This is a genomic window from Geodermatophilus sp. SYSU D00525 (assembly GCF_054050475.1).
In genome coordinates this window covers 93,048-117,874 of sequence record NZ_JBJGZK010000003.1, presented here as the reverse complement: position 1 = coordinate 117,874, position 24,827 = coordinate 93,048, and the positions used below count along the sequence as shown (strand labels likewise).

General features: G+C 72.3%; 22 protein-coding genes and 1 tRNA gene. 12 read left to right on the top strand and 11 right to left on the bottom strand.

Annotated elements, in window-relative coordinates:
- Positions 1–63: 63 nt before the first annotated feature.
- Positions 64–1,044, top strand: a complete 981-nt coding sequence (locus tag ACI796_RS03890; protein ID WP_456939951.1) for an aldo/keto reductase — start codon at positions 64–66, stop codon at positions 1,042–1,044.
- Complete coding sequence (locus ACI796_RS03885) at positions 1,041–3,017, top strand: AAA family ATPase (RefSeq protein ID WP_456939950.1); 1,977 nt, start codon at positions 1,041–1,043, stop codon at positions 3,015–3,017. Before ACI796_RS03890 ends, ACI796_RS03885 begins: the two co-directional genes overlap by 4 nt.
- A 25-nt stretch (positions 3,018–3,042) precedes the next feature.
- On the opposite strand, the gene ACI796_RS03880 is transcribed toward ACI796_RS03885, so the two are convergent.
- Positions 3,043–3,813 carry a DUF2470 domain-containing protein gene (locus tag ACI796_RS03880; protein WP_456939949.1) on the bottom strand — a complete coding sequence of 257 codons (771 nt, stop codon included), beginning with the start codon at positions 3,811–3,813 and terminating at the stop codon, positions 3,043–3,045.
- Positions 3,814–3,878: 65 nt separating this feature from the next.
- Positions 3,879–4,367: a hypothetical protein gene (locus ACI796_RS03875; protein ID WP_456939948.1), complete on the bottom strand. Its 489-nt coding sequence runs from the start codon at positions 4,365–4,367 to the stop codon at positions 3,879–3,881.
- A 109-nt stretch (positions 4,368–4,476) separates the two neighbouring features.
- On the opposite strand from ACI796_RS03875, the gene surE reads away from it, so the two are divergent.
- Positions 4,477–5,244: a 5'/3'-nucleotidase SurE gene (surE, locus tag ACI796_RS03870; RefSeq protein WP_456939947.1), complete on the top strand. Its 768-nt coding sequence runs from the start codon at positions 4,477–4,479 to the stop codon at positions 5,242–5,244.
- Positions 5,245–5,388: 144 nt separating this feature from the next.
- Here surE and ACI796_RS03865 read toward each other — a convergent pair whose 3' ends face one another.
- Entirely contained in the window at positions 5,389–5,652 is a 264-nt protein-coding gene (locus ACI796_RS03865) for a hypothetical protein (protein ID WP_456939946.1), read from the bottom strand.
- A gap of 121 nt (positions 5,653–5,773) precedes the next feature.
- Here ACI796_RS03865 and ACI796_RS03860 point away from each other — a divergent pair, with 121 nt between their 5' ends.
- The 4 genes from ACI796_RS03860 to ACI796_RS03845 all read left to right on the top strand — a co-directional run bounded on the left by ACI796_RS03860 (position 5,774) and on the right by ACI796_RS03845 (position 8,680).
- Complete coding sequence (locus ACI796_RS03860) at positions 5,774–5,974, top strand: DUF5703 family protein (protein WP_387989578.1); 201 nt, start codon at positions 5,774–5,776, stop codon at positions 5,972–5,974.
- Between the two features lie 71 nt (positions 5,975–6,045).
- Entirely contained in the window at positions 6,046–6,630 is a 585-nt protein-coding gene (locus ACI796_RS03855) for a TetR/AcrR family transcriptional regulator (protein WP_456939945.1), read from the top strand.
- A gap of 11 nt (positions 6,631–6,641) precedes the next feature.
- On the top strand, positions 6,642–7,916 hold the full coding sequence (locus tag ACI796_RS03850) for a nucleotide disphospho-sugar-binding domain-containing protein (protein WP_456939944.1): 1,275 nt from the start codon (positions 6,642–6,644) through the stop codon (positions 7,914–7,916).
- A 23-nt stretch (positions 7,917–7,939) separates the two neighbouring features.
- Positions 7,940–8,680, top strand: a complete 741-nt coding sequence (locus ACI796_RS03845; RefSeq protein WP_456939943.1) for a hemerythrin domain-containing protein — start codon at positions 7,940–7,942, stop codon at positions 8,678–8,680.
- 42 nt (positions 8,681–8,722) lie between these two features.
- Here ACI796_RS03845 and ACI796_RS03840 read toward each other — a convergent pair whose 3' ends face one another.
- Genes ACI796_RS03840 through ACI796_RS03830 form a run of 3 tightly spaced genes read right to left on the bottom strand, consistent with a single transcriptional unit; the run spans position 8,723 to position 11,914 of the window.
- Positions 8,723–9,676 (bottom strand): NADPH:quinone oxidoreductase family protein, encoded by a 954-nt coding sequence (locus ACI796_RS03840; RefSeq protein WP_456939942.1) that lies wholly within the window; start codon positions 9,674–9,676, stop codon positions 8,723–8,725.
- A 57-nt stretch (positions 9,677–9,733) separates the two neighbouring features.
- Positions 9,734–10,540: an SDR family oxidoreductase gene (locus tag ACI796_RS03835; RefSeq protein ID WP_456939941.1), complete on the bottom strand. Its 807-nt coding sequence runs from the start codon at positions 10,538–10,540 to the stop codon at positions 9,734–9,736.
- A gap of 54 nt (positions 10,541–10,594) precedes the next feature.
- Positions 10,595–11,914 (bottom strand): M20/M25/M40 family metallo-hydrolase, encoded by a 1,320-nt coding sequence (locus tag ACI796_RS03830; RefSeq protein ID WP_456939940.1) that lies wholly within the window; start codon positions 11,912–11,914, stop codon positions 10,595–10,597.
- A 118-nt stretch (positions 11,915–12,032) separates the two neighbouring features.
- Here ACI796_RS03830 and ACI796_RS03825 point away from each other — a divergent pair.
- Positions 12,033–12,120 (top strand) — tRNA-Leu (locus tag ACI796_RS03825).
- Here the strand turns inward: ACI796_RS03825 and ACI796_RS03820 are convergent.
- The 4 genes from ACI796_RS03820 to ACI796_RS03805 form a co-directional block, all read right to left on the bottom strand.
- The gene (locus tag ACI796_RS03820) at positions 12,099–13,802 is read right to left on the bottom strand and encodes a recombinase family protein (protein ID WP_456939939.1); all 1,704 of its coding nucleotides are present in this window, start codon (positions 13,800–13,802) and stop codon (positions 12,099–12,101) included. The two genes, ACI796_RS03825 and ACI796_RS03820, sit on opposite strands and share 22 nt — an antisense overlap.
- Before the next feature lie 106 nt (positions 13,803–13,908).
- Positions 13,909–15,582: a recombinase family protein gene (locus tag ACI796_RS03815; RefSeq protein ID WP_456939938.1), complete on the bottom strand. Its 1,674-nt coding sequence runs from the start codon at positions 15,580–15,582 to the stop codon at positions 13,909–13,911.
- Between the two features lie 402 nt (positions 15,583–15,984).
- On the bottom strand, positions 15,985–17,187 hold the full coding sequence (locus ACI796_RS03810; protein WP_456939937.1) for a replication-relaxation family protein: 1,203 nt from the start codon (positions 17,185–17,187) through the stop codon (positions 15,985–15,987).
- Between the two features lie 912 nt (positions 17,188–18,099).
- Positions 18,100–18,354 carry a hypothetical protein gene (locus tag ACI796_RS03805; protein ID WP_456939936.1) on the bottom strand — a complete coding sequence of 85 codons (255 nt, stop codon included), beginning with the start codon at positions 18,352–18,354 and terminating at the stop codon, positions 18,100–18,102.
- A gap of 598 nt (positions 18,355–18,952) precedes the next feature.
- On the opposite strand from ACI796_RS03805, the gene ACI796_RS03800 reads away from it, so the two are divergent.
- The 4 genes from ACI796_RS03800 (at position 18,953) to ACI796_RS03785 (ending at position 22,530) form a co-directional block, all read left to right on the top strand.
- On the top strand, positions 18,953–19,531 hold the full coding sequence (locus ACI796_RS03800) for a hypothetical protein (RefSeq protein ID WP_456939935.1): 579 nt from the start codon (positions 18,953–18,955) through the stop codon (positions 19,529–19,531).
- A 994-nt stretch (positions 19,532–20,525) separates the two neighbouring features.
- Positions 20,526–20,801 (top strand): helix-turn-helix transcriptional regulator, encoded by a 276-nt coding sequence (locus ACI796_RS03795; RefSeq protein WP_456939934.1) that lies wholly within the window; start codon positions 20,526–20,528, stop codon positions 20,799–20,801.
- A gap of 103 nt (positions 20,802–20,904) precedes the next feature.
- On the top strand, positions 20,905–21,450 hold the full coding sequence (locus ACI796_RS03790; protein WP_456939933.1) for a hypothetical protein: 546 nt from the start codon (positions 20,905–20,907) through the stop codon (positions 21,448–21,450).
- A 510-nt stretch (positions 21,451–21,960) separates the two neighbouring features.
- Positions 21,961–22,530, top strand: a complete 570-nt coding sequence (locus ACI796_RS03785) for a homing endonuclease associated repeat-containing protein (RefSeq protein WP_456940120.1) — start codon at positions 21,961–21,963, stop codon at positions 22,528–22,530.
- A 181-nt stretch (positions 22,531–22,711) separates the two neighbouring features.
- Here ACI796_RS03785 and ACI796_RS03780 read toward each other — a convergent pair whose 3' ends face one another.
- Positions 22,712–24,826: a DEAD/DEAH box helicase gene (locus ACI796_RS03780; protein WP_456939932.1), complete on the bottom strand. Its 2,115-nt coding sequence runs from the start codon at positions 24,824–24,826 to the stop codon at positions 22,712–22,714.
- Between the last annotated feature and the right edge of the window lies 1 nt (position 24,827).

Below are 24,827 nucleotides of genomic sequence, written 5' to 3'. Positions count from 1 at the left end.
CGCCGTCCTCACACCGCCGCGCCCACCGGCCGGTGTCGTCCCGCGACGGTAGGTTGGCCGGTCGTGGAACAACGGGCGCTGGGACGCAGCGGCCTGGTCGTCTCCCGGCTGGCGCTGGGCACCATGACCTGGGGCCGGGACACCGACGAGGACGAGGCGGCGCTGCAGCTCACCGCCTTCGTCGACGCCGGCGGCACCCTCGTCGACACCGCCGACGTCTACTGCGACGGCGACAGCGAGCGGACCCTGGGCCGGCTGCTGGCCGACGTCGTCCCGCGGTCGGAGGTGCTCGTCGCGACCAAGGCCGTGGGCCGCACCGGGCCCGGGCCGCTGGGCCGCGGCGCCTCCCGCGGGCACCTGCTGGCCGCGCTCGACGCGTCCCTGGCCCGGCTGGGCGTCGACCACGTCGACCTGTGGCAGCTGCACGCCTGGGACGACCACACCCCCGTCGAGGAGACCCTCGCCGCCTGCGACACCGCCGTCGCCAGCGGGCGGGTCCGCTACGTCGGCGTGAGCAACTACACCGGCTGGCAGACCGCGCAGGCCGCCACCTGGCAGCGCGCCTGGCCCGGCCGGACGCCCCTGGTGAGCACCCAGGTCGAGTACTCGCTGCTGCAGCGCGGCGTCGAGCGGGAGGTCGTGCCCGCCGCCGAGGCGCTCGGGCTCGGCGTGCTGGCCTGGTCCCCGCTGGGCCGGGGCCTGCTCACCGGCAAGTACCGGGCGGCGACGCCGGAGGGCTCGCGCGGCGCCTCGCCGCAGTGGGCGGGGTTCATCGACGACCTGCGCTCGGCCACCGCCGACCGGATCGTCGAGGCGGTCGCCACGGCCGCCGACGGCCTGGGCACCACCCCGCTGGCGGTCGCGCTGGCCTGGGTGCGCGACCGGCCCGGCGTCGCCGCGCCCGTCGTCGGCGCCCGCACCGCCGTCCAGCTGCAGGCCTCGCTCGACGCCGAGAGCGTGCGGCTGCCCGCCGCCATCCGCACGGCGCTGGAGGACGTCTCCGCGCCGCACTTCTCCTACCCGGACCAGCGCACCGCCCGATGACCACCACCCCCGTGAGCACCGCTCCCGCCCCCGACCCCGTCTTCGCCGCCTTCGTCGCCGCCGGCCTGTGGCCGGGCCTGGGCAAGCGGGCGGCCGGCGAGCTGCCCGCCGCCGGCATCACCTCCCCCGACGACGTCACCGCCGCGAAGCTGCTGAAGATGCCGCGGGTCGGCAAGCAGCGCGCCGAGCGGCTGTTCTCCTCGTTCCTGTCCGCGCAGCCCACCTACGGCGTCGTCGAGCTGCTGGTGCGGGCCGGGCTGGACGCGAAGCTGGCGTCCTCGGCCGCCGACGCCCTGGGCGACGACGCCGCGCGCCGGCTGCGCGACGACCCGTGGGCGCTGCTGGGCCTGCACGGCGTCAGCCTCACCGACGCCGACCGGCTGGCGATCTCCCTGATGCCCGGCGCCGACCGGCAGGACTCCCGCCGCGGCCGCGCGATCGTCGTCATGACCCTGCGGACGGCCAGCCGCGACGGGCACACCGTGCTGCCCGCCGACCTGGTCGTGGCCGCGCTGCGCGCCGAGGGCGTCGCCGACCCGGCGGCGGCGATCGTCGCGGCGGTCGAGTCCGGCGAGGTGCTCGACCACGAGCCGCCGGAGCCGGAGTGGGACGAGTCCTCCGACAGCGCTCCTGACGCCGAGCCGCCCGAGCCGGACCCGGCGCTGCGGATGCTGTCGCTGGGCCGGTTCGGGATGGCCGAGGAGGCCGTCGCCGAGGGCGTGGCCCGGCTGGCCGCCACCGCCGGGCGGATCGCCGACCCGGCCGCCGTCCGCTCGGTGTCCCAGGGCCTCGACGAGGCGCAGAAGCGGTCCGTCGCGCAGGTGCTCGGCGCCGGCGTCTCGCTGCTCACCGGCGGCCCGGGCACCGGCAAGAGCCGCACCGTGGCCGCGATCGTGCGGCTGCTGCGGGCCAAGGGCACCGAGGTCGCGCTGGCCGCCCCCACCGGCCGGGCGGCCAAGCGGCTGGAGGAGCTCACCGACCACCCCGCGGTCACCGTGCACCGGCTGCTCGGCGCGCAGGGCTTCGGCGGCGGGTTCGCCCGCAACGAGGAGTGGCCGCTGGACGCCGACGTCGTGGTGGTCGACGAGGCCTCGATGCTCGACGTCGAGCTCACCGCCGCGCTGCTGGAGGCCTGCCCGGACGGCACCCACCTGCTGCTCGTCGGCGACCCCGCGCAGCTGCCCTCGATCGGCCCCGGCCACGTGCTCGGCGACCTCATCGACTCCGGCGTCGTCCCGGTGACCGAGCTGACCACGCTCTACCGGCAGGCCGAGGGCGGCGCGATCGCCCGGCTGGCGTCGGCGGTGCGCACCGGGGAGCTGCCGCCGGTCGACTCCCCCGACCGCGAGGTCGTCGTCGTACCCGCGGCCGGCAGCGGCGAGGCGGCCCGGCGGGTGGTGCAGCTGGTCACCGACTCGATCCCGCGGGCGCTGGGGATCGACCCGCGCAACGTCCAGGTGGTGACGCCGGTGCACCGCGGGCCGGCCGGCACCATCGAGCTGAACAAGGCGCTCAAGGAGCGGCTCAACCCCGGCGACGGCACGGTGTTCGGCTTCGACGTCGGCGACCGGGTGGTGGCCACCGCCAACCACCTGGACCTCGAGCCGATCGGGTTCGCCAACGGCGAGGTCGGCGTGGTCACCGGCACCGGCGAGGGCTCGCTGACCGTCGACTTCTCCTCCGGCCCGGTGACGGTGACCGGCGACGCGCTGCCCGACCTGCGGCACGGGTGGGCGATCACCGTGCACCGCGCCCAGGGGTCGGAGTGGCCGGGCGTCGTCGTGGTGCTGCCGCCGGAGGCCGGGGGGATGCTGTCGCGGCCGCTGGTCTACACCGCGCTCACCCGGGCGCAGCAGCACCTGTCGATCGTGCACGCGTCGGGCGCGGCGCTGGCGCGGGCGGTGCGGGAGGTCGACGTCCGCCCGCGGCGCACCCGCCTGGCCCGGCTGCTCCAGGAGAACCTGGACGCCTGAACGGCCCGTGCAGCGCTGTTGGTCCCTAGTCCCGGCGGGTGAGGCCGGCGCGGAGGGCGCACAGCAGCTGGGACGTCGCCGCGCGCAGCTGGCCGGGGCAGGTGAGCGGCCGGGGGAAGGGCACCCGGACGTCGCGGTGCCCGCCCGGCCGCTCCACGCGCAGCCGGTAGCCGAACCGGTCGACGCCCAGCGGGCGCACCGTCTCCCCCGGCGCGGCCGGCACCCGGCTGCGCAGGACGGCGAGCACGTCGGGGTGGTCGCGGTCGAGGTGCTGCAGCATCCGCGCCTCGACGGCGGCGAGCGGGTCGGGGCGGGCGGCGGCGAACTCGCCCGGCGCCACCTCGGTGCACGCGTCGCCCTCGCGCAGCACGACCTCGGCGAGGTCCAGGCGCAGCAGCGTGGCCGCCGTCCCGACGTCGAGCAGCGCGCCCTCGGGCCGGACCTCGGCGAAGGCGACCGCGGCCGCCCGCCGGTCGACCTCGGGCACCGGGGTGAGCCAGCCGGCCAGCCACAGGGTGGCCCGCACCGGGTCGCGCAGCGGCACCGGCGCGCGGTCGCTGACCATGAGCAGCGCCGAGACGTCCCGGCCCGGCGCGGCCCCGAGCGCGGCGGCGACCTCGCCGTCGGCGGGGACCAGCACGAGCACCTGCCCGGCGGCGGTGGTGGCGTGCGCGAGGGGGCGGCTCGGCTCGCGGCCGGCGACGCACAGCGCCGCGGCGCTGCGGGTCGCGGCGGTGCGGGCCCGTTCGGGGGCGCCGGCGACGGAGAGCGCAGGAGAACCCGGGCAGGTGGTCATGGCTCCCCTTCAGGACGACGGTAAGGGAAGCCTAACCACACTCCCGGCGCAGGGGAAGCGGAACGTCATCCCCCGTTGGCGGTGCGCGCCCGCCGCAGGTTGCGCCGGACCGTCGCCGGGAGCAGCGCCAGGTTGGCGATCGCCCCCGCGGCGAGCACCACCAGCAGGTAGACCACCCCGCCGGCGTCGAGCACCACGGCCAGGACCACCGCGGCCAGCAGGCACAGCCCGGCCAGCCCGAGGACGACGGACGCGGCGCGGTCGCGGCGGGCGTGCGCGGCGGACTGCTCGTCGAGGACGGCCAGCGTCGTGCCGGCCCAGTCGGCGGCCGCCGGGCGCAGCCGCGCGTCGCCCACCGCCCGGCCGCGGGTCACCGCCGTCTGCACGGTGTCGGCCTCGGCACCGCTCAGCCCGTGCCGGGCGACCACCTCGGCGCGCAGGTCGCGGGTGCCCGGGCCGCGCAGGTCCGCCCAGAACCGGCGACCGGCCAGCGACCAGGCCAGCAGCGGCAGCACGAGCGCGACGAGGAGCAGGAACACCAGCACGAGGGGCACCCGCCGAGCATGCCGGGGGGCGCCCGCCCGGGGACGTGGCCACCCCGGACGGGTGTGCCGGACGCGCCCGCGGGGCACCGGGTCGCCGACCCGACCGGGAGGGGGCGGCGTGCACGCACTGGTGACCAACGACGACGGGGTCGACAGCCCGGGTGTGCACCTGCTGGCCCGGGTGGCGGCGGAGACCGGCCTGGAGGTGACGCTGGCCGCGCCCGACCGGGAGTCCAGCGGGTCCAGCGCGTCGCTGACCGCGCTGCTGCAGGGCGACCGGCTGGCGGTCCGGGAGCGCCGGCCGCCCGGTGCGGGCGCCGTCCGCTCCCTGGCCGTCGAGGCCTCCCCCGCGCTCATCGCCTTCGCCGGGGTGCGCGGCGCGTTCGGGCCGCGGCCGGACCTCGTGCTCTCCGGCGTCAACCGGGGTCCCAACACCGGGACGGCGGTGCTGCACTCGGGCACCGTGGGCGCCGCGCTGACCGGCACCCTGCACGGGCTCCCCGGGCTGGCGGTGTCCCTGGCCGGCAGCGCCGACCCGACCGCGGCGCACGCGTGGGCCACCGCCGAGGAGGTCACCCGCCGGGCGCTGCGGTGGACCCTCGCGCACCCGCCGGGGCCGGTGGTGGTCAACGTCAACGTCCCCGACGTCCCGCCGGAGCGGCTGCGCGGGCTGTGCCCGGCCCGGCTGGCGTCCTTCGGCGCGGTGCAGGTCGAGGTGGGCGAGACCGGCGAGGACTTCGTGGCGCTCACCTTCCGCGAGACCCCCGACGGGCCCGTGCCGGGCACCGACGACGCCCTGCTGCAGGAGGGGTGGGCCACGGTGACCCTGCTGCGGCCGCCCGCCGAGGCGCCCGGGGCGGACTACCCGGGGCTCGACGGCGCCTGAGCGGGCAGCGGGCGCAGGTGCTCGTGCGCCCGGGAGGCGAGCGTCGCCGGCGTGGTGGTGGGGACGGTGCGCGGCCCTCGGACCTGGCGTCCCGCAGGACCGCGGCCGTGCCGGGGGTCCACCGGCCCCCGCCGACGGTCCCGGTCAGGCGGTGCGGTCGTCGTCGTCGAAGGGGACGTCCGCCTCCTGCTCCAGGACGTCGGCCTCGTTGGCGTCGACGTCGCCGACCGGGCGCAGCGGGCCGGCCGAGCCCGGCGCGGTCGCCAGCTGCTGCTCGAGCGCGTCGGCCTCGTTCGCGTCGAGGTCGCCGACCGGTCCCGCGTCGCCGGCCCCGGCGGGGGCCGCGGGCTCGAGGAGGGCCTCCTGCTCGGCGCGGTCGGCGTCGGTGGCGGAACCGGGATCGGTCACGTCGTCCTCCCTCGGGTGCGGACCGGGTCGCCGTCCATCCTGCCGCCGGTCCCCGGCAGCGGCAGTCCGGGGGCCGCCGCCCGGGTGACCAGCAGGTGTCCACCGTGGCAACATCGGGCGGGTGAACGCCGCCGACTGGGAGTACGCGCCGCTGCGGATCCCCCCGGGCACGTCCCGTTCCGCAGCGGCGACCATGTTGAGCCTCCAATCCGACGTCGGCGGGTGGGAGCTGGCCCGCCTCCAGCTGCACGCGGACGGCACCCGCAAGGTCGTCCTGCGGCGCCGCGCGCGGCTGTCCTACCTGCCGATGCCCGTCACCTGACCCCGGCTCCCGTTTGAGCCGACGTCAAGGACTCGCTTGACCACAGGTCAAACGAGGGCCACGCTCTGCCTGTGACGCAGAGCACGTCCGGCACGCGGGCGGGTGCCGTCGAGCGCACCCGCGAGCGCGTCCTCGCCGTCGCCCGCGACCGCTTCGTGGACCGGCCCTACGACGAGGTCCGCATCGCCGAGATCGCCGCGACGGCGGGCGTGACCCAGCAGACGCTGCTCAACCACTTCCGGTCCAAGGAGGGGTTGTTCCTCGCCGTCGCCGAGCTGCTGCGGCCCGAGGTGGAGGCACTGCGCGGCCGCGTCGTCCCCGGGGACGTCCCCGGGTTCGTCCGCGGGCTGGTGCGGCAGTACGAGGCGCTCGGCGACGCCAACGTCCGCCTGGAGGCCGTCGCCGAGCGCATCGCCGACCTCGCCGTGGCGGTCGGCCGGGCCCGTGTCCACCACCGCGCGCTGCTCGAGCAGGCCTTCGCCCCGGACCTGCCGGACGAGCCGCGGGCCCGGCGACGCGCGCTGGCCGCGCTCTACGCGGTCACGGACGTGCACGCGTGGAAGCTGCTGCGCCGCGACCTCGGGCACTCCCGCGCCGAGACCACGGCGGTCCTCACCCACCTCGTCCGGGCCGCCCTCGCGACCGCCCCGTCCTGAGGAGGCGTGCCGTGCACGTACAGGTCGCGCTGTGGGACGGCGGCGGCACCGTGCCGGCGGAGGTCGGGGTCGTGCGGCGGCTGGTGTCCCGGGGCCACACGGTCGACGTCCTGGGCGATCCCACGCTGGAGCCCGGGGTCCGCGCGGCCGGGGCCGCGTTCCGCCCCTGGCGGCAGGCGCCGCACCGCCGGTCCTCGGCCGACCGGGACCTGGTCGACGACACGGCCTGCCGGACGCCGCTGCAGGTGCTCGACCGGCTGCTCACCCGGGTCCTCACCGGCCCCGCCGGGGCCTACGCCGCCGAGGTCGGGGCCGCACTGGCGGCGCGGCCGGCCGACGTGCTCGTGGCCAGCGGGGTGCTCCTGGGCGCCCTGGTGGCCGCGGAGGCCTCGGGCACCCCCTCCGTGGCGCTCTGCGCGAACGCCTACTCCCGGCCCACGCCGGACCTGCCGCCGTTCGGGTCGGGCCTGCCCCCGGCGCGCGGGCCCCTCGGCCGGGCGCGCGACCGGTCGCTCGACACCCTGGTCCGGCGCGCGTGGAACCGGGGTCTCCCCGACCTCAACGCCGTCCGGGCCGGGCTCGGCCTGGCCCCGCTGCGCGACCTGTGGGCGCAGTGGGACCGTGCCGCCCGGGTGCTCGTGCTCACCTCCGCGGCCTTCGACCTGCCCGCGCGGCTGCCGCCGAACGTGCGGTACGTCGGGCCGGTGCTCGACGACCCGGTCTGGGCCGGGCCGGTCGCACCGCCGGCCGGGGACGGGCCGCTGGTGGTCGCGGGGTTCTCCAGCACCTACCAGGCCCAGGAGGACGTGCTGCGCCGCGTCGCCACCGCCCTCGGGCGCCTGCCGGTGCGCGCCGTCGTCCCCACCGGCCCGATGGTCGACCCCGCCTGCGTCCCGGGGGCCGGCGGCGTCGTGGTGGTGCCGTCGGCGGCACACGCCCCGCTGTTCGCGGTCGCCGACGTCGTCGTCACGCACGCCGGGCACGGGACGCTGCTGAAGGCCCTCGCGGCCGGCGTCCCCGCGCTGTGCCTGCCCATGGGCCGCGACCAGCGGGACAACGTCGTCCGGGCCCGCCGGCACGGTGCGGTCCTGAGCCTCCGGCCGGGCGCCTCACCCGACCGGATCGCGGCCGCCGTGCGGCGGCTGCTCGCCGACCCCCGCTACCGGCGCGCCGCCCGGGCACTCGGGACCCGGCTCCGCGCCGACGCCGCCGGTCCCCGCCTGGTCGAGGAGATCGAGTGCGGCGCGGGGACCGGCACGTCCGACGACCGGCGGACGCCGGCCTGAACCCCCACCCACCGGAGGACGCCATGTCCACCACCCTGACCCCGCACCGACCGGCCTCGGCCCAGCTCCGCCTCCCCGGCCAGGCCGACGCACCGGACGGCCCGGTCGACCTCACCCTGATGTGGGTGATGCACCACGGCTTCCGCCGTGACCTCGCCGCCTTCGGCCGCGCGGTCGAGCACACGCCGCTCGAGGACCGCCGGACGTGGGAGCTGCTGCGCCGGCGCTGGGAGTACTTCGCCGCGACCCTCCACCACCACCACACCGCCGAGGACGCCGGGCTGTGGCCCCTGCTGCTCGAGCGGACAGCCGCGGCCGGGGACGCGGAGGGCCGGGCGACCCTGGAGGCGATGGCGGCGGAGCACGCGGCGATCGACCCGCTGCTCGGGGAGTGCTCGCACGGTTTCGCGCGGCTGGCGGGTGTGGCCGACGGGCCCGCACGGGAGGCGCTGGCCGCGGCCGTCACGTCCGCCCACGTCCACGTCGACCGGCACCTGGCCCACGAGGAGCGCGACGCCATGCGGGTGCTGCAGGACCACCTGCAGCCGGCCGACTGGGAGTGGGTCGGCGCCCGGTTCTTCGACACCGCGTACACCACCCCGCGGCTGCTGGACCTGGTCGCCTGGGTCCTGCACGAGATGCCCCCGGAGGGCGTGGCCGCCCTGGAGCGGCAGGAGCGCGGGCGGGCCCTCGTGGCCGTCTGGCGTCTGGTCCTCCGGCGCCCGTTCCGGCGGCGGGAGCGGGCGGTCTTCCGCCACGCCTGACCCCGGTCCGCCGGGCGGCCCGAGGCCGCCCGGCGCATCTGGTCAGGGGACGAGCACGACCTTGCCGACGGTGCCGCGGTCGGCCAGCGCGGCCAGCGCCTGCGGCGCCCGGTCCAGCGGCAGGACCTGGCCGACGAGCGGGTCGATCGCGCCCGCGGTGACCAGCCGGACCAGCTCGTCGTGCGTCTGCCCGATCACGGCCGGGTCCTTCTTCTTGTACAGCCCCCAGTGCAGGCCGACGACGCTGTAGTTCTTGACCAGCGCGTGGTTGGCCGGCGCCTCGGGGATCCGCCCGCTGGTGAACCCGACGACGACCAGCCGGCCCTCGAAGGCGATGCACTTCCGGCTCCTGTCGAACACGTCGCCGCCGACCGGGTCGTAGACGACGTCGGCGCCCTCGCCGCCGGTGAGCTCCTTGACGACGGGGACGAAGTCCTCGGTCGTGTAGTCGACGACGTGGTCGGCGCCGAGCTCGCGGCACACCTCGACCTTGTGCGCGCCGCCGGCGGTGGCGACGACCTTCGCGCCGGCGGCCTTGCCGAGCTGGATCGCCGCCGAGCCGACGCCGCCCGCGCCGGCGTGCACCAGCAGCCACTCCCCCGCCTGCAGGTGCGCCCGGCGGTGCAGGCCGACGTGGCCGGTCTGGTAGGTGATCCACAGCGCCGCGGCCTTCTCGTCGGACAGCACGTCGGGCACCGGCCAGGCGTCGCGGGCGTCCATCAGCGCGTACTCGGCGAAGGCGCCGGGGCCGCCGGCCGGCGGGCCGATCACCCGCCGGCCGTCCTCGGTCTCCCCGCACAGCTCCATGCCGGGCGTGTAGGGCAGCGGCGGGCGCTCCTGGTACCGCCCCTGCGCCATGAGCACGTCGGGGAAGTTCAGCGCCGCCGCCCGGACGCGGACCTTGACCTGGCCCTCGGCCGGGGTCGGCTCCTCGACGTCCTCCAGCCGCATGACCTCCGAGGGGTCGCCGAGCTCGTGTACCCGCCACGCACGCATGCGCCCGACCCTGCCAGAGGGCCGGTGACGCCGGTCACCGGCCCCCGGCAGGAGCGCTCAGAGCATGGACGGCGGCCGCAGCGCCTCGGGGACGACGGCGGTCTCGCCGGTCGCGGTCTTCGCGCTCGGCACGCCCTTGAACTTGTAGGGCACCGTGCCGACGCCGGGCTGGATGACGTACGCGGCGCCGGGCTCGCCCGAGGTCCAGGCCATGACCATCGCGTCGGCGACCTCGGCGGCCGGGATGACCGGGAAGTCCGCGGCCTCGAACTCGTGCCGGATGCGGTCGATGATCGCGGTGTCGGCGAAGCCGGGGCAGATCGCGCTGATGGTGATGCCCTCGCGGGTCAGCCGCGGCGCCATCGACCGGACGAACGCGATCGCGCCGCCCTTGGCCACGCTGTAGCCGGGGTCGGTGGGCATCGGCGACAGGCCCGCCAGCGACGCCGTCACCACGATCGCGCCGCCACCGGCCCGCTTGATCGCCGGGCGCGCGGCCTGCACGCCGTAGACGACGCCGAACAGGTCGATGTCGACCACGCGCATGAACTCGTCGAGGTCGAGGGCGTCGTCGCTCTTGGCCGCGGAGATGCCGGCGTTGAGGTAGGCGGCGTCGAGCCGGCCGTGCTCGGCCTCCACCTGCGCGACGACGGCCTCGTTGGCGGCGCGGTCGGTGACGTCGAGGGCGACGAAGTGCGCGCCGAGCTCCTCGGCCACCGACCGGTTGCGCTCGGAGTCGAGGTCGGCGGCGACGACGGTGACGTCCCGCTCGCGCAGCTTCTGGGTGAGGGCGCGGCCGAAGCCGCCGGTCCCTCCGGTGATCAGCGCGACGGAACCCGGTCCGGGAGGTGTGGGAGAGGTCACCCCGGCATCACACCACGGCGCCCGCCCGGCGCTCCCGGGCCCTCCTGGGCCGCGTCAGACGCCGCGGAGGAAGCGGTCGAGCACCCGGACGCCGAAGCGCAGCGACTCCACCGGCACCCGCTCGTCGATGCCGTGGAACAGCGAGGCGAAGTCGAGGTCGGCGGGCAGCCGCAGCGGCGAGAAGCCGAAGCAGCGCATGCCCAGCCGCTCGAAGCTCTTGGCGTCGGTGCCGCCGCTCATCGTGAACGGCACCGGCCGCGCGCCGTCGTCCTCGGCCTCCAGCGCCGCGGTCATCATGTCGACCAGCGGGCCGTCGAACGTCGTCTCCACGGCCTGGTCGTGGACGATCCACTCGCGCTGGATGCCCTCGCCGACGAGGGAGGCGAGCTGCCGCTCGAACTCCTCCTCCTGGCCGTGCAGGAAGCGGCCGTCGACGGTGGCGCTCGCCGTCCCGGGGATCACGTTGGTCTTGTAGCCGGCGGCGAGCATCGTGGGGTTGGCGGTGTTGCGCAGCGCCGCGCCGATCATCCGGCTGATGCTGCCCAGCCGGGCCAGCGCCTCCTCCGGCTCGTCCGGGTCGATCTCGATGCCGTAGGCGTCCTCGACCGCGGCGAGGAACTGCCGCATCGGCGGGGTGAGCACGGTGGGCAGCCGGGTCGAGCCCAGCCGCGCGACGGCCTGGCACAGCCGGGTGACGGCGTTGTCGTCGTGGACGAACGAGCCGTGCCCGGGCCGCCCGCCGGCGGTCAGGCGCATCCACGCCAGGCCCTTCTCCGCCGTCTGGACCAGGTAGAGGCGCAGGTCGTCGCGGACGGTGATGGAGAAGCCGCCGACCTCGCTGATCGCCTCGGAGCAGTCGGCGAACAGGTCGGGGTGCTCGTCGACCAGCCAGCGGGCACCGAGCCTCCCGCCGGCCTCCTCGTCGGCGACGAAGGCGAGGACGACGTCGCGCGGCGGCTGCACGCCGGTGCGGGCCCACTCGCGCACCAGCGCCAGGACCATCGCGTCCATGTCCTTCATGTCGACCGCGCCGCGGCCCCACACGTAGCCGTCGCGCTCCTCGCCGGAGAACGGGTGCACGCTCCACTCGGCCGGGTCCGCGGGGACGACGTCGAGGTGGCCGTGCACCAGCAGCGCCGGGCGGCTGCGGTCGGCGCCGGGGACGCGGGCGACGAGGCTGGCCCGCCCGCGCTCGGACTCCAGGATCTGCGAGGCGATGCCGACCTCGTCCAGCTTGCCGGCGACCCACTCGGCGGCGGTCCGCTCGCCGGCGCTGGTGGCGGTGTCGCCGGTGTTGGTCGTGTCGATCCGGATCAGCTCCCTGAGCAGCTCGGCGACCTCGGCCTGGGCCTGGACGGGACCTCGGTTCTCCACCCCGGCGACACTACGGCCCGCCCCGGCCTCCGATCGGGACGGACGACCGGGCGATGCGACACGGCGGGGTACCCGTGCCGGACCGCGGAGGGCGTCGGGTAGTCTCGGTCCCGCACTCGTCCGGGTGGCGGAATGGCAGACGCGCTAGCTTGAGGTGCTAGTGCCCTTTATCGGGCGTGGGGGTTCAAGTCCCCCCTCGGACACCACGTTTTGCACACGCCTCGGCCGTGTTCACTTCGGCGACCAGTTCTCCGCTGTCATGGTGGTAGTCCAGGCGTACTCCGAGGTCACCGTAGAGCGCGGCCTTGGTCTCGGCAGACGCCGCTGACAGGCGGCTGACCAGCAGAGACATGTCGCCGAGCACTGCGGTGAGGTCCGCCCGGCTGATCTCGGCCGGGACTTCGTTGTTGAGCAGTGCGAGGTCGGTGCGCGCTCGGGCGAGATCGGCCTGGGCCTCGTTGATCCAGGTGCTCACGACTGCCGGATCGGCGCCGTGGGCCAAGGCGGCCTTGAACTGGTCGAGGCGTTGCTGCGAGTCGGTGAGGCGTCGCGTGATGGCCATTCGCCTGCTGTCCTCAGCAAGGGAAACGTGATCCGTCGCGCTGAGGTCTTCGACCAGGGTCTCGACGCCGTCGGGATCGAGCGCCTTGACGAGCCAGTCGTCGAGTTGACGGACGAGGGCGTCCTCGCGGAGGTAGACGGTGCTCGGGTGTGCGGCTTGCTGTGATGGGACGAGATCGGTGGCGCGGCAACGGTAGTAGAGCGTCGGTCCGCGGCGGTGACCTGACATACGGCGGCCGCACAGGCCGCAGTGCAAGCGTCCACGCAGTTGGTACGGGCTGGTGGAGGAGCGGACTGTCCGAGGGCGCTCCCCTGCGTCTCGAGAGCCCGAGGTGAGCAGGTCCTGGACGCGCGTGAACGTCTCGTTCGACACGAGAGCGGGATGCGCCCGCTCGGTGCTGGTCACGACACGTTCGGGGCCGCTCTTCCGGAAGACGGTGACTGTCCCGGCGGCGACGTCCTTCGGGTCGAGCAGCCGCTCGACACGGTGCCAGCGGCCCCAGACCTGGTGGCCGAGGTACCGGGGGTTCGTGAGGACGGCGCGGACGGTGGAGGCCTGCCAGCCGTCCTTGAGCCGGTGGGTGTTGCGGTTCGGGTCGTGCGCCGATGGGCAGGGCAGCCCCTCGGTGTTCAGCCGTGCGGCGATCGCCCGGAGGCCCGTGCCCCCGACATAGAGGTCGAAGATCCGTTGCACCACCGGCGCCGTCACGGGGTCCGCTTCGAGCACATGCAACGTGATGCCGTCGGCGGCCTTGCTCGGGTTGGGATGTGGGCCGGCGCTCACGATGACGTAGCCGTAGGGCGGCCGGCCGCCGAGGAAGCGCCCCTGGTTGACGGTCGCCGCTTCCATTGCGCCGATGACCCGTCGCTGGATGCGTCGGCGTTCGCCCTTCGAGATGCCCCCGAAGATGGTCATCATCAATTCGTGGACGTCGGAGTCGGGGTCGATCCTGCCGCCGACGTCTGGCACCCACAGATCGACGCCGAAGTGCTGGAGGACGGGGAAGGTGTCGCTGAACTGGGCCCCGTAGAACGCGCGCTGCGGCTCGCCGATGACCACCGCGTCGAAGGTGCGGCTGGGTGCGGCGATGGCTTCCAGGAGGCGCGTCGCCTCCGGACGACGCCGCCAGGGAAGGGATCGGCTGTAGCCGATGTCGAAGAACTCCTCGACGATCGCCCCGTGCCCCTCGGTGAGTAGCGTGGCCGCGCGCCGCTGCCAGCCGAGGCTGGTCTGCGGGTCCTGAAGGTCCTCCGTGGAGCAGCGGCCGTAGAACGCGAAGCGCGTCAGACCTCCGCTGGTGCTTCCGGTCGTGCTGCTGCTCGCCATGTGGCCTCCCGTGCGTGTGACCTGCTCGACTGCAGGATCTAGCACGGGTCCGACAGGACACGGCGGTCTCCGGAGGTCCGGACGGGTGACCTCTCGGCTCAGCCGCCTACTGAGCCTCGACGGCTGCTTCCTCAGGTCGGTATACGAGGCGAACGTCCAACGCTTCGTAGAGGGCGGCCTTCTGTCCCGGCGCGGCGTGCTCGAGACACCTGCGGACCGCATCGAGGTCACCAGTAAGGCGTTCGATGTCCTCTCGGGTGAGCCGGTCCTCCGAGGCTTCATCCAGTTCCGCCAACGCCCCGCGTGCTGCGGCGAGATCCGCCTGAGCCTCCTCCAGCCACGTCACCACGAGAGCCGGATCGGCTCCGGCACCGAGGGCGGCCTTGTACTGCGACAACCGCTTCTCCTGCTCGGCCACCCTGCGCGTCATCGCCTGCCGCTGGGCTGTCTCTGTAAGGGAGGGGCGGTCCGCGGCCAGGAGGGCATCGACCGTGGCCTCGAACTGGGTTGGGGCCAAGAGCCCGAGGATCCAGTCGTCCAGAGCAGGGACGATGTGGCCCTCCTTGACGTAGACCGTGCTCGGGTGCTGCACATCCCGCAGACCCGGGACCGCCTCCTTGGCGCGGCAGCGGTAGTACACCTGGCCGTGGTTGCGGTTGCCCTGCATCCGGCGTCCGCAGATCCCGCAATGGAGGCGCCCCCGCAGCAGGTAGGGGGCGGACGATGCCCGCGGGCTGCGGGACCGCCGCGGCCCGTTGGCGGCGGTCGGTGCGGCAAGGCGCGCTTGCACCTGCTCGAAGACGTCCGGCGTGATGACCGACGGGTGCGCCTTCTCGCGACTGGTCACGATTCGATGCGGCTCACTGCGGCGAAACCCCACCACAGTCCCTGCAGCAACGTCCATCGGGTTGAGGAGCCTCTCGACCCGATGCGAGCGCGCCCACTGCGCGTAGCCCGTGTAGCGCCGGTTCGTCAGGATGGCGCGGACGGTGGAGGGCTGCCAGCCGTCCGCGGCGCGGTGCGGATTGCGCTCGCGATCGTGCGCCGAGGGGCATGGGACGCCCTCCGTGTTGAGCCGCTCCGCGATGGCGCGCAGGCCCACGCCACGCAAGTAGAGCGTGAAGATGCGCTCGACGACGGGGGCCGCGGCGGGATCCAGTTCGAGGACGTGCAGTTGCAGACCCTCGGCTGCCTTGCGCGGATTGGGATGGGGGCCGGCGGGGGCGAGCCGGTAGCCGTAGGGAGGACGCCCGCCTAGGAACCTCCCCTGGTCCACGGTGGCCGCTTCCATTGCACCGGTCACGCGCGCCTGCACGCGCTTGCGCTCCGCCTTGGACACGCCGCCGAAGATGGTCATCACCAGGTCGTGCGCATCAGAGTCCGGGTCGACGGGACCGCCGATCTCGGGCACCCACAGAGTCAGCCCGTAGTGCTGGAAGAGGGGAAAGGTGTTGCCGAACTGGTTGCCGTAGAAGGCGCGCTGCGGCTCCCCGATCACGACGGCGTCGAAACCACGATCCGGACGGGCCATGGCCTCGAGCAGACGGGCAGCCTCTGGACGACGCTGCCAGGGCAGAGAGCGACTCTGGCCCAGGTCGAAGAACTCCGTGACCACTCGGCCATGACCCGCGATGAGTTGCTCCGCGGCGCGCAGTTGCCAGCCGCGGCTCGTCGTCGGGTCCTGCAGATCCTCGGTCGAGCAGCGGCCGTACCAGGCGAATGTCAGTTCTCCGCTGGCGGTCCCGTGGCCGATCGCAGCGCTTTCCGAGAAGCGGTTCATGACGCCTGCTCCATGTGATGAGTCGAAGGCACCGCGCCCGCAGCGGAGTCACCAGAACGCAGGATGGCCAGAAGGATCCGGGCAGCATCGGGCGTCAGCACAGGGAAGGCGGACCCGGTCCGAAAGGCGATCCGACTTTCGCTGGTGACTGCGGTTGAGCGGTGCATGAGCAGTCACATCGGCCGGCCGCGCGCCAATTTGGGCGATTCGGAACAGAAGATGCTCACCCGTTTGAGTGATTTCATGCCTCGAATGATGTTTCGGGCTTGCGACACGCCACTTTTAACACTCCGTCGGGATGGTTCAACCAATGGTGGACCCATGGAAGCGACCCATTCCTCGCGATGGTGGCATTGATGCCGCAGGGCGGTATTGCGGAGTCGGTTCCTTGCCGAACAGCGCTCAGGAACGCATGCCGGGTCGCCTGCCGGAGTGGGGGTCGGCCGACTCGGCTGAATCGTCGATCGGTTCCAAGGCTTCGGCGGCTGCGTCGGCGAGGCCCATGTCCTGCAGCCAAGCGATCAGGTCCCGCTTGGGGACCTGACGAAGCATGCGTTCAGGCGGCATCTCGGGTTGGGGGCGCTTGGGCCGTAGAGGCGTGGTCCGCTCCGGGAAGCGGTCATAGCGCGGCTGTGGGGCTGCGAGTGTGAGCACCATGTCTTCGGCGCCGACCTCGATTGCCGCGGCTCGTACCTTGGCCAGGATCGTCTGCGAAGGACTGATGTAGAGGACGTGGGCGTACTTGCCTGTTCGCTCAGCGGTCCTCCGATAGGCCAACAGCACCCGCTGGTAGTCCCGTGGGTCCTTGTCCGTGCGCTCGTACTCGACGGCGATTGCTCCACGGACTCGCCCTCCGCGCTGTGATCCGACGGAAACGATCAGGGCGTCGGGAAAGGCACGGGACCCGTTCACGGAGAGGTAGCCGTAGACCGGCTCGTCGGGCATGTACGGCTCGCCACCAGGCGCGAGAAACACTCGGGACTGCTCGCGCGCCTGATACTGCGCCGGCCTCCGCATCGGCGCCTTGTCCACGGCAGTGATCTCGCGTTCTGTCACGATTCGGACCGGACGGGAGAACCCGTCCGGGAGCCAGCCTCGACCGTTCTCCCACGCGATCACGCAGTCATTGAGCAGCAAGGTGTGCTCGAGCGTGGCTGCCGAGGGGTGGGCGAGGTACTGCGTCTCGACGTCCGGATACACGTCGCAGGAGACGTCATAGCCGGCGCGGGTCAGTTGATAGACGGGCCAGCGAGTGGCCAGCGGGGTGCGCTTCTCCACCCACCCGAGGCGCTGCAGCCGCGACAGCAGCGCCGACACGGCCTGACGGGGAGGCATGGCCTCACGGGGCCATACCCGCCGCATCACCTGCGGGGCGGTTGCCAGACGCACGCGTGCGAGCCAGCCGACGACCTCGAGGTCCCTCCCCTGCGGGAAGACCCCGCGCTCAGCCACCCCTCGGCGGGGACGCTGCTTCCGGGAGAGGTTCCCGGGCCTGGAGGTGAGTGCATCCCCGGCGGGGTCGGCGCGGGGAGCCGGGGTACCCGCGAAGATGTTTACCTCCCCGCCGCTCAGGACGAACGGGGAGTCGAAGGCGTTGCTGGTCATGAGGAACTCCGTCGTGGGAGGCAGGTGTCGTCGCCTCATGTGTCGACGGCTCAGGGCTCATGCTTGACGTTGCTCCTGTCGTTGTTCGAGCGTTGCCCCGGGACAACGGCAGCCAGTCGGGTTTGTCGGCAAGAAACCGCAGGTCAACCGGTAGTAGACGCTCCAACCGCGAGCCAAGTCCAGGGGCACCTGAGGGGCCTCCTCGCTCCGCTCGTCGGGGCTTCCGGTCGAGCGGTCCACCGGAGCGCTCCATCCTGACGGTCGCTGGCGGTGGCCCGGGCGGCCCAGGTGGCTTCCCCTGCGGGGGTCGCATCGCTGCGCTCGCTTCCCCGCAGCGTTCCCCCTCGGCCTCTGAGGGGTGGCCCGCAACGGAGGGGGCCTGGGTGGCCGGACTACCTACCCGCTGACTGACGGCTCCCCTCCCCCGCGTGAGTCCCCCCGTACGGCTTCTCTCATCGCCCCGGCAGGCGGTCCTCCCTCCCCCCTCCCTCCCTCACTCCCCTGGGTCGCGGAGGAACCGGGTACCCCGGCTCCCCTCCCCCTTGTCGGGGTGATGTCGGGTGCCGGGATCGGTGGCGTTCTGCCCCCCGATGCGTCGCACTGCGCTCGCAGGGCTCGCTCCGGGCCAACGCAGGGCAGGCCGCCACCTCGCCGCTAACGACGGCTCGGCTTCTCGTGCCTCAATCGGACGGCGCAGTCGCGCCCTGGGGGCGCTCCTGAGCGGCGCCGCGTCTGGCAGCCCGACCCCTTCGGGGCCGCGCTGCTGTTTCGTCTTTCCCCGCCCGGGCGCGCAGCGCCCAAAGACCGCAGCCTCGTGTGCCTTACCGCCGCCGCGTTGCGCGATCTCGATCTGGGTGCCTGGTCCCGGATCCACTCCGGTTCTTCCAGCGGACACATCGGGGTAGCCGGTCCTCAGTCGGGCACCGGGGCTGCCACGGCGTCGGCCTCGTCGCCGTCTAACTGCCGGTTCACCAGTCCGGGACGCTCATTGGTGTCGATCTGGATTACCGATGGCGCCCAACTGTCCGAGGACACGCTGCGCCGTATGTCGACCGGAACGGTGGCCGTGAGCCCATTGATCGCCGCCTGGGCGTGCCGCCAGTCGTGGGGCCAAAGGAAGCCGCCGTTTCCGTGGTCCCGTGTCGGGGACGCGGCGGCCTCGTTCACCGGTCCTCCGGAGGGCGTCAGGTGCGGGCTGGTGAGAGGACTGTTGACCGTCTCGACTGAGCACAGGTCCGGCGATACCTTGCCGGGCCTGCCTGGATCTGGTCCACGGTGCGATTGGCCATACCGTCGAATACGGTCACCGGCTCACACTGTGGGTGCCCCTCAGCGCGCGCCTTCGCGGTGCCGAGACGCGGACTGCTTCCGCACCCGCTGCTGTGGAAGCAGTCCGGTGTACCGATCTTGACACCGGCCATGGGCCGGTGGGTGCACGACCCCGATAGACCCCGCGCACCCAGCCGGGGCCGGGAGTGCGTGCGCTCGTGCCGCGAGCCGCGCGAAGCGAGGCAGCGGCCACGGCGCCTACCCCGCAGACCGGCGACAGGCTCCGACGCTGGGTGGCCCGGTGGCCTCGACGCAAAGGCGTGGGACACGCCTCCCCGGCGATCCGGAATTCCGGCGGCCCGCCGGGGAACGTCCCCCGGCGTTGACCCCGACCGCCGGCCGGACGTCACAAGGCGGGTTGACGCCGTGGCCGGGGCGGTGCTGCACGGTGACGGGGGTGGGGGGGCGGTCATGAGGGCTGCGGCGCACACAGTCCGTGTTCCAGTTCGGCGCCGGTGTTCAGGGACTGCGGAGCGAGGCCGACAACCGACTGGACCACCAAGAACACAGACTGTATCCGCGGGGAGAGGGAACACCGATGCCGAAGAAGAGGGGCGAGCCAAAGCCGCCGCCGATCCTGAAGTTCCAGACGTCGACGGAGTACGAACACGCCGAGCGCATCCGAGAACTGCTCGATCAAGCCCGCCTGATCGCCGCGACTGGCAGCGTCGGCGCCGTTGCCCGCAAGCGGCAGTACCTCAATGCCTTTATCAACCCGCACGCCACCTCGTTCGTATACGAGGACCACGGAGGGCAGCGACGAGCCACGGTGACCCTTTCCAGCAATATCGCGCGGGATCGGCTCGACTCCGTCCGGGCCCTGCGCATCGACGGACGGACCCGCGAGGAGGTCGGTGATTTGCTGGGCGTCACTAAGTCAGCGGTGCAGGCTCTCGAGGAGCGGGCCGAGGGCAAGCGAGCCAAGCAGAAGCGAATCAGCCTCAAGGACGCCGAACGCCTGGAAGCGGTCAAGATCGCCGATGCCGCGATGGCGCCTCCCGTGCCGGCCCTCTGAACCGTCCAAGCGCGGGCGGGACCGCGTCGGCAGTGCCGTCGGACCCTGTAGTCCTGCCTTGAGTTCCCGAGATGACGCGCCGAGGGTGGGGTGTGGAGCGTCGCCGAGGCTACTGAGGCCCGGCCGGGTGTCGCACTGGTCCGCTCTGCCCCGGGACACCGGAGGCAGAGCGGGTGCCCGAGCCGACCTGGCTCCGGCTCGCGCACACCCTGGGCCGCCCGCTACGCGGCCCAGGGGCCAGTGATCCCAGGACCCGGCCATCAGCCCTGGGTTCTGGGTGGAGCCGTCTGTCATCCGGCTCCACCCAGTAGGGACCGTAGGGCCGCCCTACGACAGCCCCTATAGACCCCGCGTCTGCTGCACTCGAATCGAAGCGTTACGAGTTGCCCAGACGAGTGTGGAGGGAACACCGCTCAAGAAGCCCTCTGACCGCTTACTTCGTCCCCTGGGCCCCGCCGGGCATCAACATCACGATGGCCGGCCGGCGTCGAGGTACGGCGAGGTGGTGCACTTCTACTGTCACGTCCACTTGGTGAACATCGCGGCACCTCCTTGGTCAGGCAGCAGAACGTCAGCGCGGTCGGCGACGTTGCTTGCGGCTCGCCATGGCGCGAGGCGGGGAAGCCACTTCTTCGCGTGCGGCAGAGCGAACTGGACGGCTGCCAACGCCAGGTTGCTGCGTGTCGGGCGGAATCCGGGCTTCCAGTCTGGTTGGCGTCATCGTTCATCTCGTCGACGAACCGGTCGAACTGGTTTGCCCACGTCGTCGGGCATCACGATGCTGGCCTTGGACATGCTGGGCGCCATGGGCTCTGGGGAGCGAGCACTCGTTCGGCGGCAGCGCCCGTCGTCGCGCACCGTGTCCAGCCACGGATGGGGCTCCTCCTTGGCCTTAGCGATTGCCCCCGCCAGGAGAGCTGACTGCGTCAACAGTCGAGTCGAACCGTGTTGATCGGGATAAGGACTGTGCCCCCTGAGTCCTCAAGATCGTTGGGTGCCCGCGACCGCCGAAGTCAGGACGGCCAGGCGCAAGGCACAAGGCGCCGCCGTGCGAGACCGACGGCAATTCCTGGGCCTCAGTCAGGAAGCACTGGCACAACGAGCCGGAGTGGAACGCAAATCCGTTAGCCGCGTGAAGACGGGTACGTACTCACCGTCCGTCGATCGACTCTGGGATATCTGCGACGCCCTGGAGGTTTCTCTACCTGTTCTCCTCTCACCGACAGGCCCAGATGGACAACGCGACGGGTCTGTAACCAATTCAAACTGACGCGCCGAAGCCACGTGGCGAGGTATTCCGCCTCCACCCTGGCACCCGACATCACGAGGCTGGTCGTAGAAGACCTCAAGTCGGCCGGGAACGAGCCGACATCATGGGCATGACTTCTTCGCTCGTGATCAGCACCGATGCCGCGACCTCGCCTCACCTGGTGAATCTCACGGTCGACGCGAATCCCGCCAATCCCTTCGTGCGGCTCGCCATGTCGGGCCGGATGTGGTGTGTCGCCCACCAGGTTCCCCTTATCCCGTGCCCTTCTCCCTGTGCCGGGCACCAAGTCGAGGCCACCCTGCGCCTCCCGCGAAGTTCGGTGCTGACGGTCGCGGAAGCGCTGCGCGAGAGGATCCGCGACGCGGTCGGAGGCGAAGTCCCCGTCAGCGCGTCGGTGTACCCGGAGGGGGACTTGAGCGTCGCCGGCTCCCGGGTTTGGAGCAATCCAGCGATGCTCGTCGAGCACAGGAGGCCGGACCTGTTCCAGATTAGGATCCTTCTCGAGGAGGACTTCGGGGAAGACGCAACGCAGGACCGGCAGATCACGATGCCGCTGCCGCAAGGGGCGTCCGCCTACCTGGAAGGCGCACTCACCAACTGGCTACAGCGGCGTGTCACTCCGGCGCGAAAGGGTCTCGCCCGGTCGTAGCAGAACGCCCGGTCGGTCACGGTGTCGCCACACTCCCCCAGCCCGACGAGGCGTTTACTGCCGCTGCCGGTCGGCGCTTGAGCGGCGCTGAGGGGTGACCTCGTACAGGGTCCGTCAAGGCATCGGCCGTCGTTGATGCGCTGTCCCCCGAAGATGATCATTCAAGGGTAATTGGCGGCAGTTCCCACCTCACGGCGGTCACCGATGCGGACGCCAACGGCGGCGGCACGCTGTACCTGCCTTGCGGCGTCGAGCTGCGCCAGGACGGAGAGGTTGGGTTGCTGTCCCGGCGGACCGCGGCGTCCGTTGGTCCAAGCAGACAAGTCAACCCCGTGGCTTGCCCAACAGGTCAGCGTGCTGCGTGGCGCCATCGGCAACGCTCGACTCCTTGCCGCGTAGCGTGGAACTGTGGAGCCGAGCAAGACGCCGCCCAGGGGGCCCACCATCGGCGAACGCGATCTCATTCGGCTCCGCCGAAGTGCACAGCGCTTGCTCGACTCACAAGGCCCAATGACAGCGACCGAGCTAGCCGAACGCCTTGGCGTCGATTTAAGTATCATTGGTGCAATACTGCCCAGCAGGGGCAAGGGTGACTTATTGCATGGCGGTGTTCGGACGTCTGAAAGATTCACCGACGAAGCTATCCTCGCCGAGCTGCGAGCACTTTCCGCTGCGCTGGGCGGGACGGCCGTCTCCCTATCGGCTTGGAGCAAGTTGCGGCGAAAAGACAGAACCCCGAGTGGCCGCGTTGTCGTTGAGCGATTTGGATCGTGGGTTCTTGCATGCGAAGCCGCTGGGATCCCTACGAGCCGGGGGCGTGGTAGCTATGTCTCCCAATGGACTGACGATCAGGTCCTGCAGGCGCTCGCTGACTTCCTGCGTGATGGAACCGGCGAACATACGTCGTACAACTACGACAGATGGGCTTCCGGTCGGCCTGGGACGCCGTCTGGAAGCACGCTTCGACAGCGATTTGGCGGTTGGAATGCCGCTCGACGTACCCTCGCCTCGCGGGTTAGGACCGAAGGCAACACCCGTGCCAATGACCGGAAGGGGCCGTCGACAAGCACACGGTCATAGAGGCGGCTTCCGGTGAAGCGATCCCGCTCACGGCGGAGGACGTCGTCTGATGCCCGCAGCGGCCTGTGGACCCACTCGTGGCGCGTCCGGCAGAGCAAGCGACGTACTTGACGGTCAGTCCCTCAACCTTCGAGCCGACCAGTCTTAACCCGGAGTTGAACAACTCGACTCGACTGCACATTCATCGCCCACCGACGGCCATCGGTGGATCGCCACCCGCTGCAGCGCTTATGTCTCGGGCGACGAAGTGCGCGCCGGCGCGGTCAGCGAACCGCTCGGCGAGCGTCTTGAGCGCGGTCGACCCCGGAAGGGCAGCCGAGAATTTGAGGCTCTCGACCATCTCCATCGGAACGCGGGGCACGACGTCGTCGAATGAAACTTCGGCCAGTCGGGCGAGCTCGCCCGCACCGCGGAGGACCATCACATCGTTGTATGATTGCCCCTCCGCCCCACCCAGAGCGGCGCGCAGGGTCTCGTTCGCTTTCAGCCCCGCCCACGTCCACAGGTGAACGTCGTCCCCGGACCTCTCGACGACGGGCCCCTCGACTGAGACCTGGTTCGCTCGGGCTTCGCGCGCGAGGTCCAGCCGGTCGACCGCTCGCCGCGACAGCGGAACGTCCGGCGTCGCGCCGAGGAGCACGTCGCGTTGCGCGCGCATCATTTCGAACGACAACGCGATGGCGTCGCTGTGCCATCGGACGTCGCCCTTGTAGGCCACCGGGCTGACGAGGACCTCGAACCTCTCCCAGTTCACCTGCTCGACGTGCCAAGCCCGCCCGTTCATGAGGATGGGTTTCGCGTCGAGCCTCGCGGATCCTTCGCGCGGAAGCGCAAGTGGCGAGATGAAGCCGAGTTCCTTGTTGCCGCTCACCACTCGAAGTTCCTTCTCCGCGTCGAAGGAGCTGAGCAGGTCCATGAAGTGGCGTCGCCCGAAGGCCTTTTCGGCGGCGGGTCCGATCATCAGCAGGCCGCCGTCATCGACGAGAAAGCCCTCGTCGCGCAGGTAGGCGAGCACTTCGTCGCCGTCGTCCATCAGCGCGAGCGTCCCCCACCACTCCCGCCACGTGTTGGCCCCGTAGGAGCCTTCCTGAAGGGCGAGCGCCAGCAACTGCTGGGCGGTGAGATGCCGCGGATGCGGAGGCGGAGTGATGGGTTCGACGAAGCCTCGCTTCCACAACAGGAGGAGCCCAGCAGCTTCGAGGAAGGCATCGGAGCTCGTGGCGAGGAACAACGCGTTCCGCGAGGTCCCCGGCCGGCGACCCGTTCGACCGAGTCGCTGAAGAAACGACGCGACGGTGCGGGGTGCGTCGATCTGGATGACGCGGTCGAGGTCTCCGATGTCGATGCCAAGCTCGAGCGTCGAGGTCGCGACGATGACGGTGTTCTGGCCTTCGGCGAACGCCCACTCCGACCTGCGCCGTTCCTCCGCGGACAGCGAGGAGTGGGACACGAATGTCTCGACGCCCAGGTCGCGCAACTCGAACGCGAGCTGTTCGCTCACCCGGCGGGACTCGCAGAAGACGAGTCGCTTCTCGCCGCGGTGCAGCGACGCGACGACCTTGGCTGCGTTCGCCACCGAGCCGACGTAGTCGAGCAGCACCTCGGGTTGGGGCGCCGTCGCGGTGGCCTCTTCCGAAACCAGCCGCAGTTCCCGCTCGCCGACGTCGCCCTGGGCCTCCCCGCTCTGTAGCCAGCGCCCGATCTCCTGCGGGTTGCCGACAGTCGCGGAGAGCCCAATTCGCTGGATCGGCCGCCCGGCCAACCTCGCGAGTCGCGCGAGCACACCGAGAAGGTGCCATCCGCGGTCGGAGGCCGCGAACGAGTGCAACTCGTCCACAACGATGGCTCGCAGGCCGGCGAAGAGTCTGTCGTGGTCGACGCGACGCGAGACGAGCATCGCTTCGAGTGACTCGGGTGTGGTCAGCAGGATGTCGGGCGGCTCGGTGAGGATGCGCTTACGGGCGGTGTCGCCGACGTCGCCGTGCCAGATCCCGACTCGACGGCCCAGCCAGTCGCCGTACCTGGTGATGCGTGGGTTCAGGTTGTTCAGAAGGGCTCGGAGCGGCGTCACGTAGAGAACGGAGAGTCCCTGCCACTGCTCCTGAACCATCGAGGAGAGCAGCGGGAAGACGGCGGCCTCGGTCTTTCCCCCTGCAGTCGGTGCGATGAGCATGCAGTCGGCACCCGATCGCACGGGCTCGACGGCGGCCGCCTGCAGCGGGCGGAGGTCAGTCCAACCGAGCGAGTTGACGACGTGGTACTCGATGGCCTCGTCCAGGCCTGTGCCGCCTGCCATT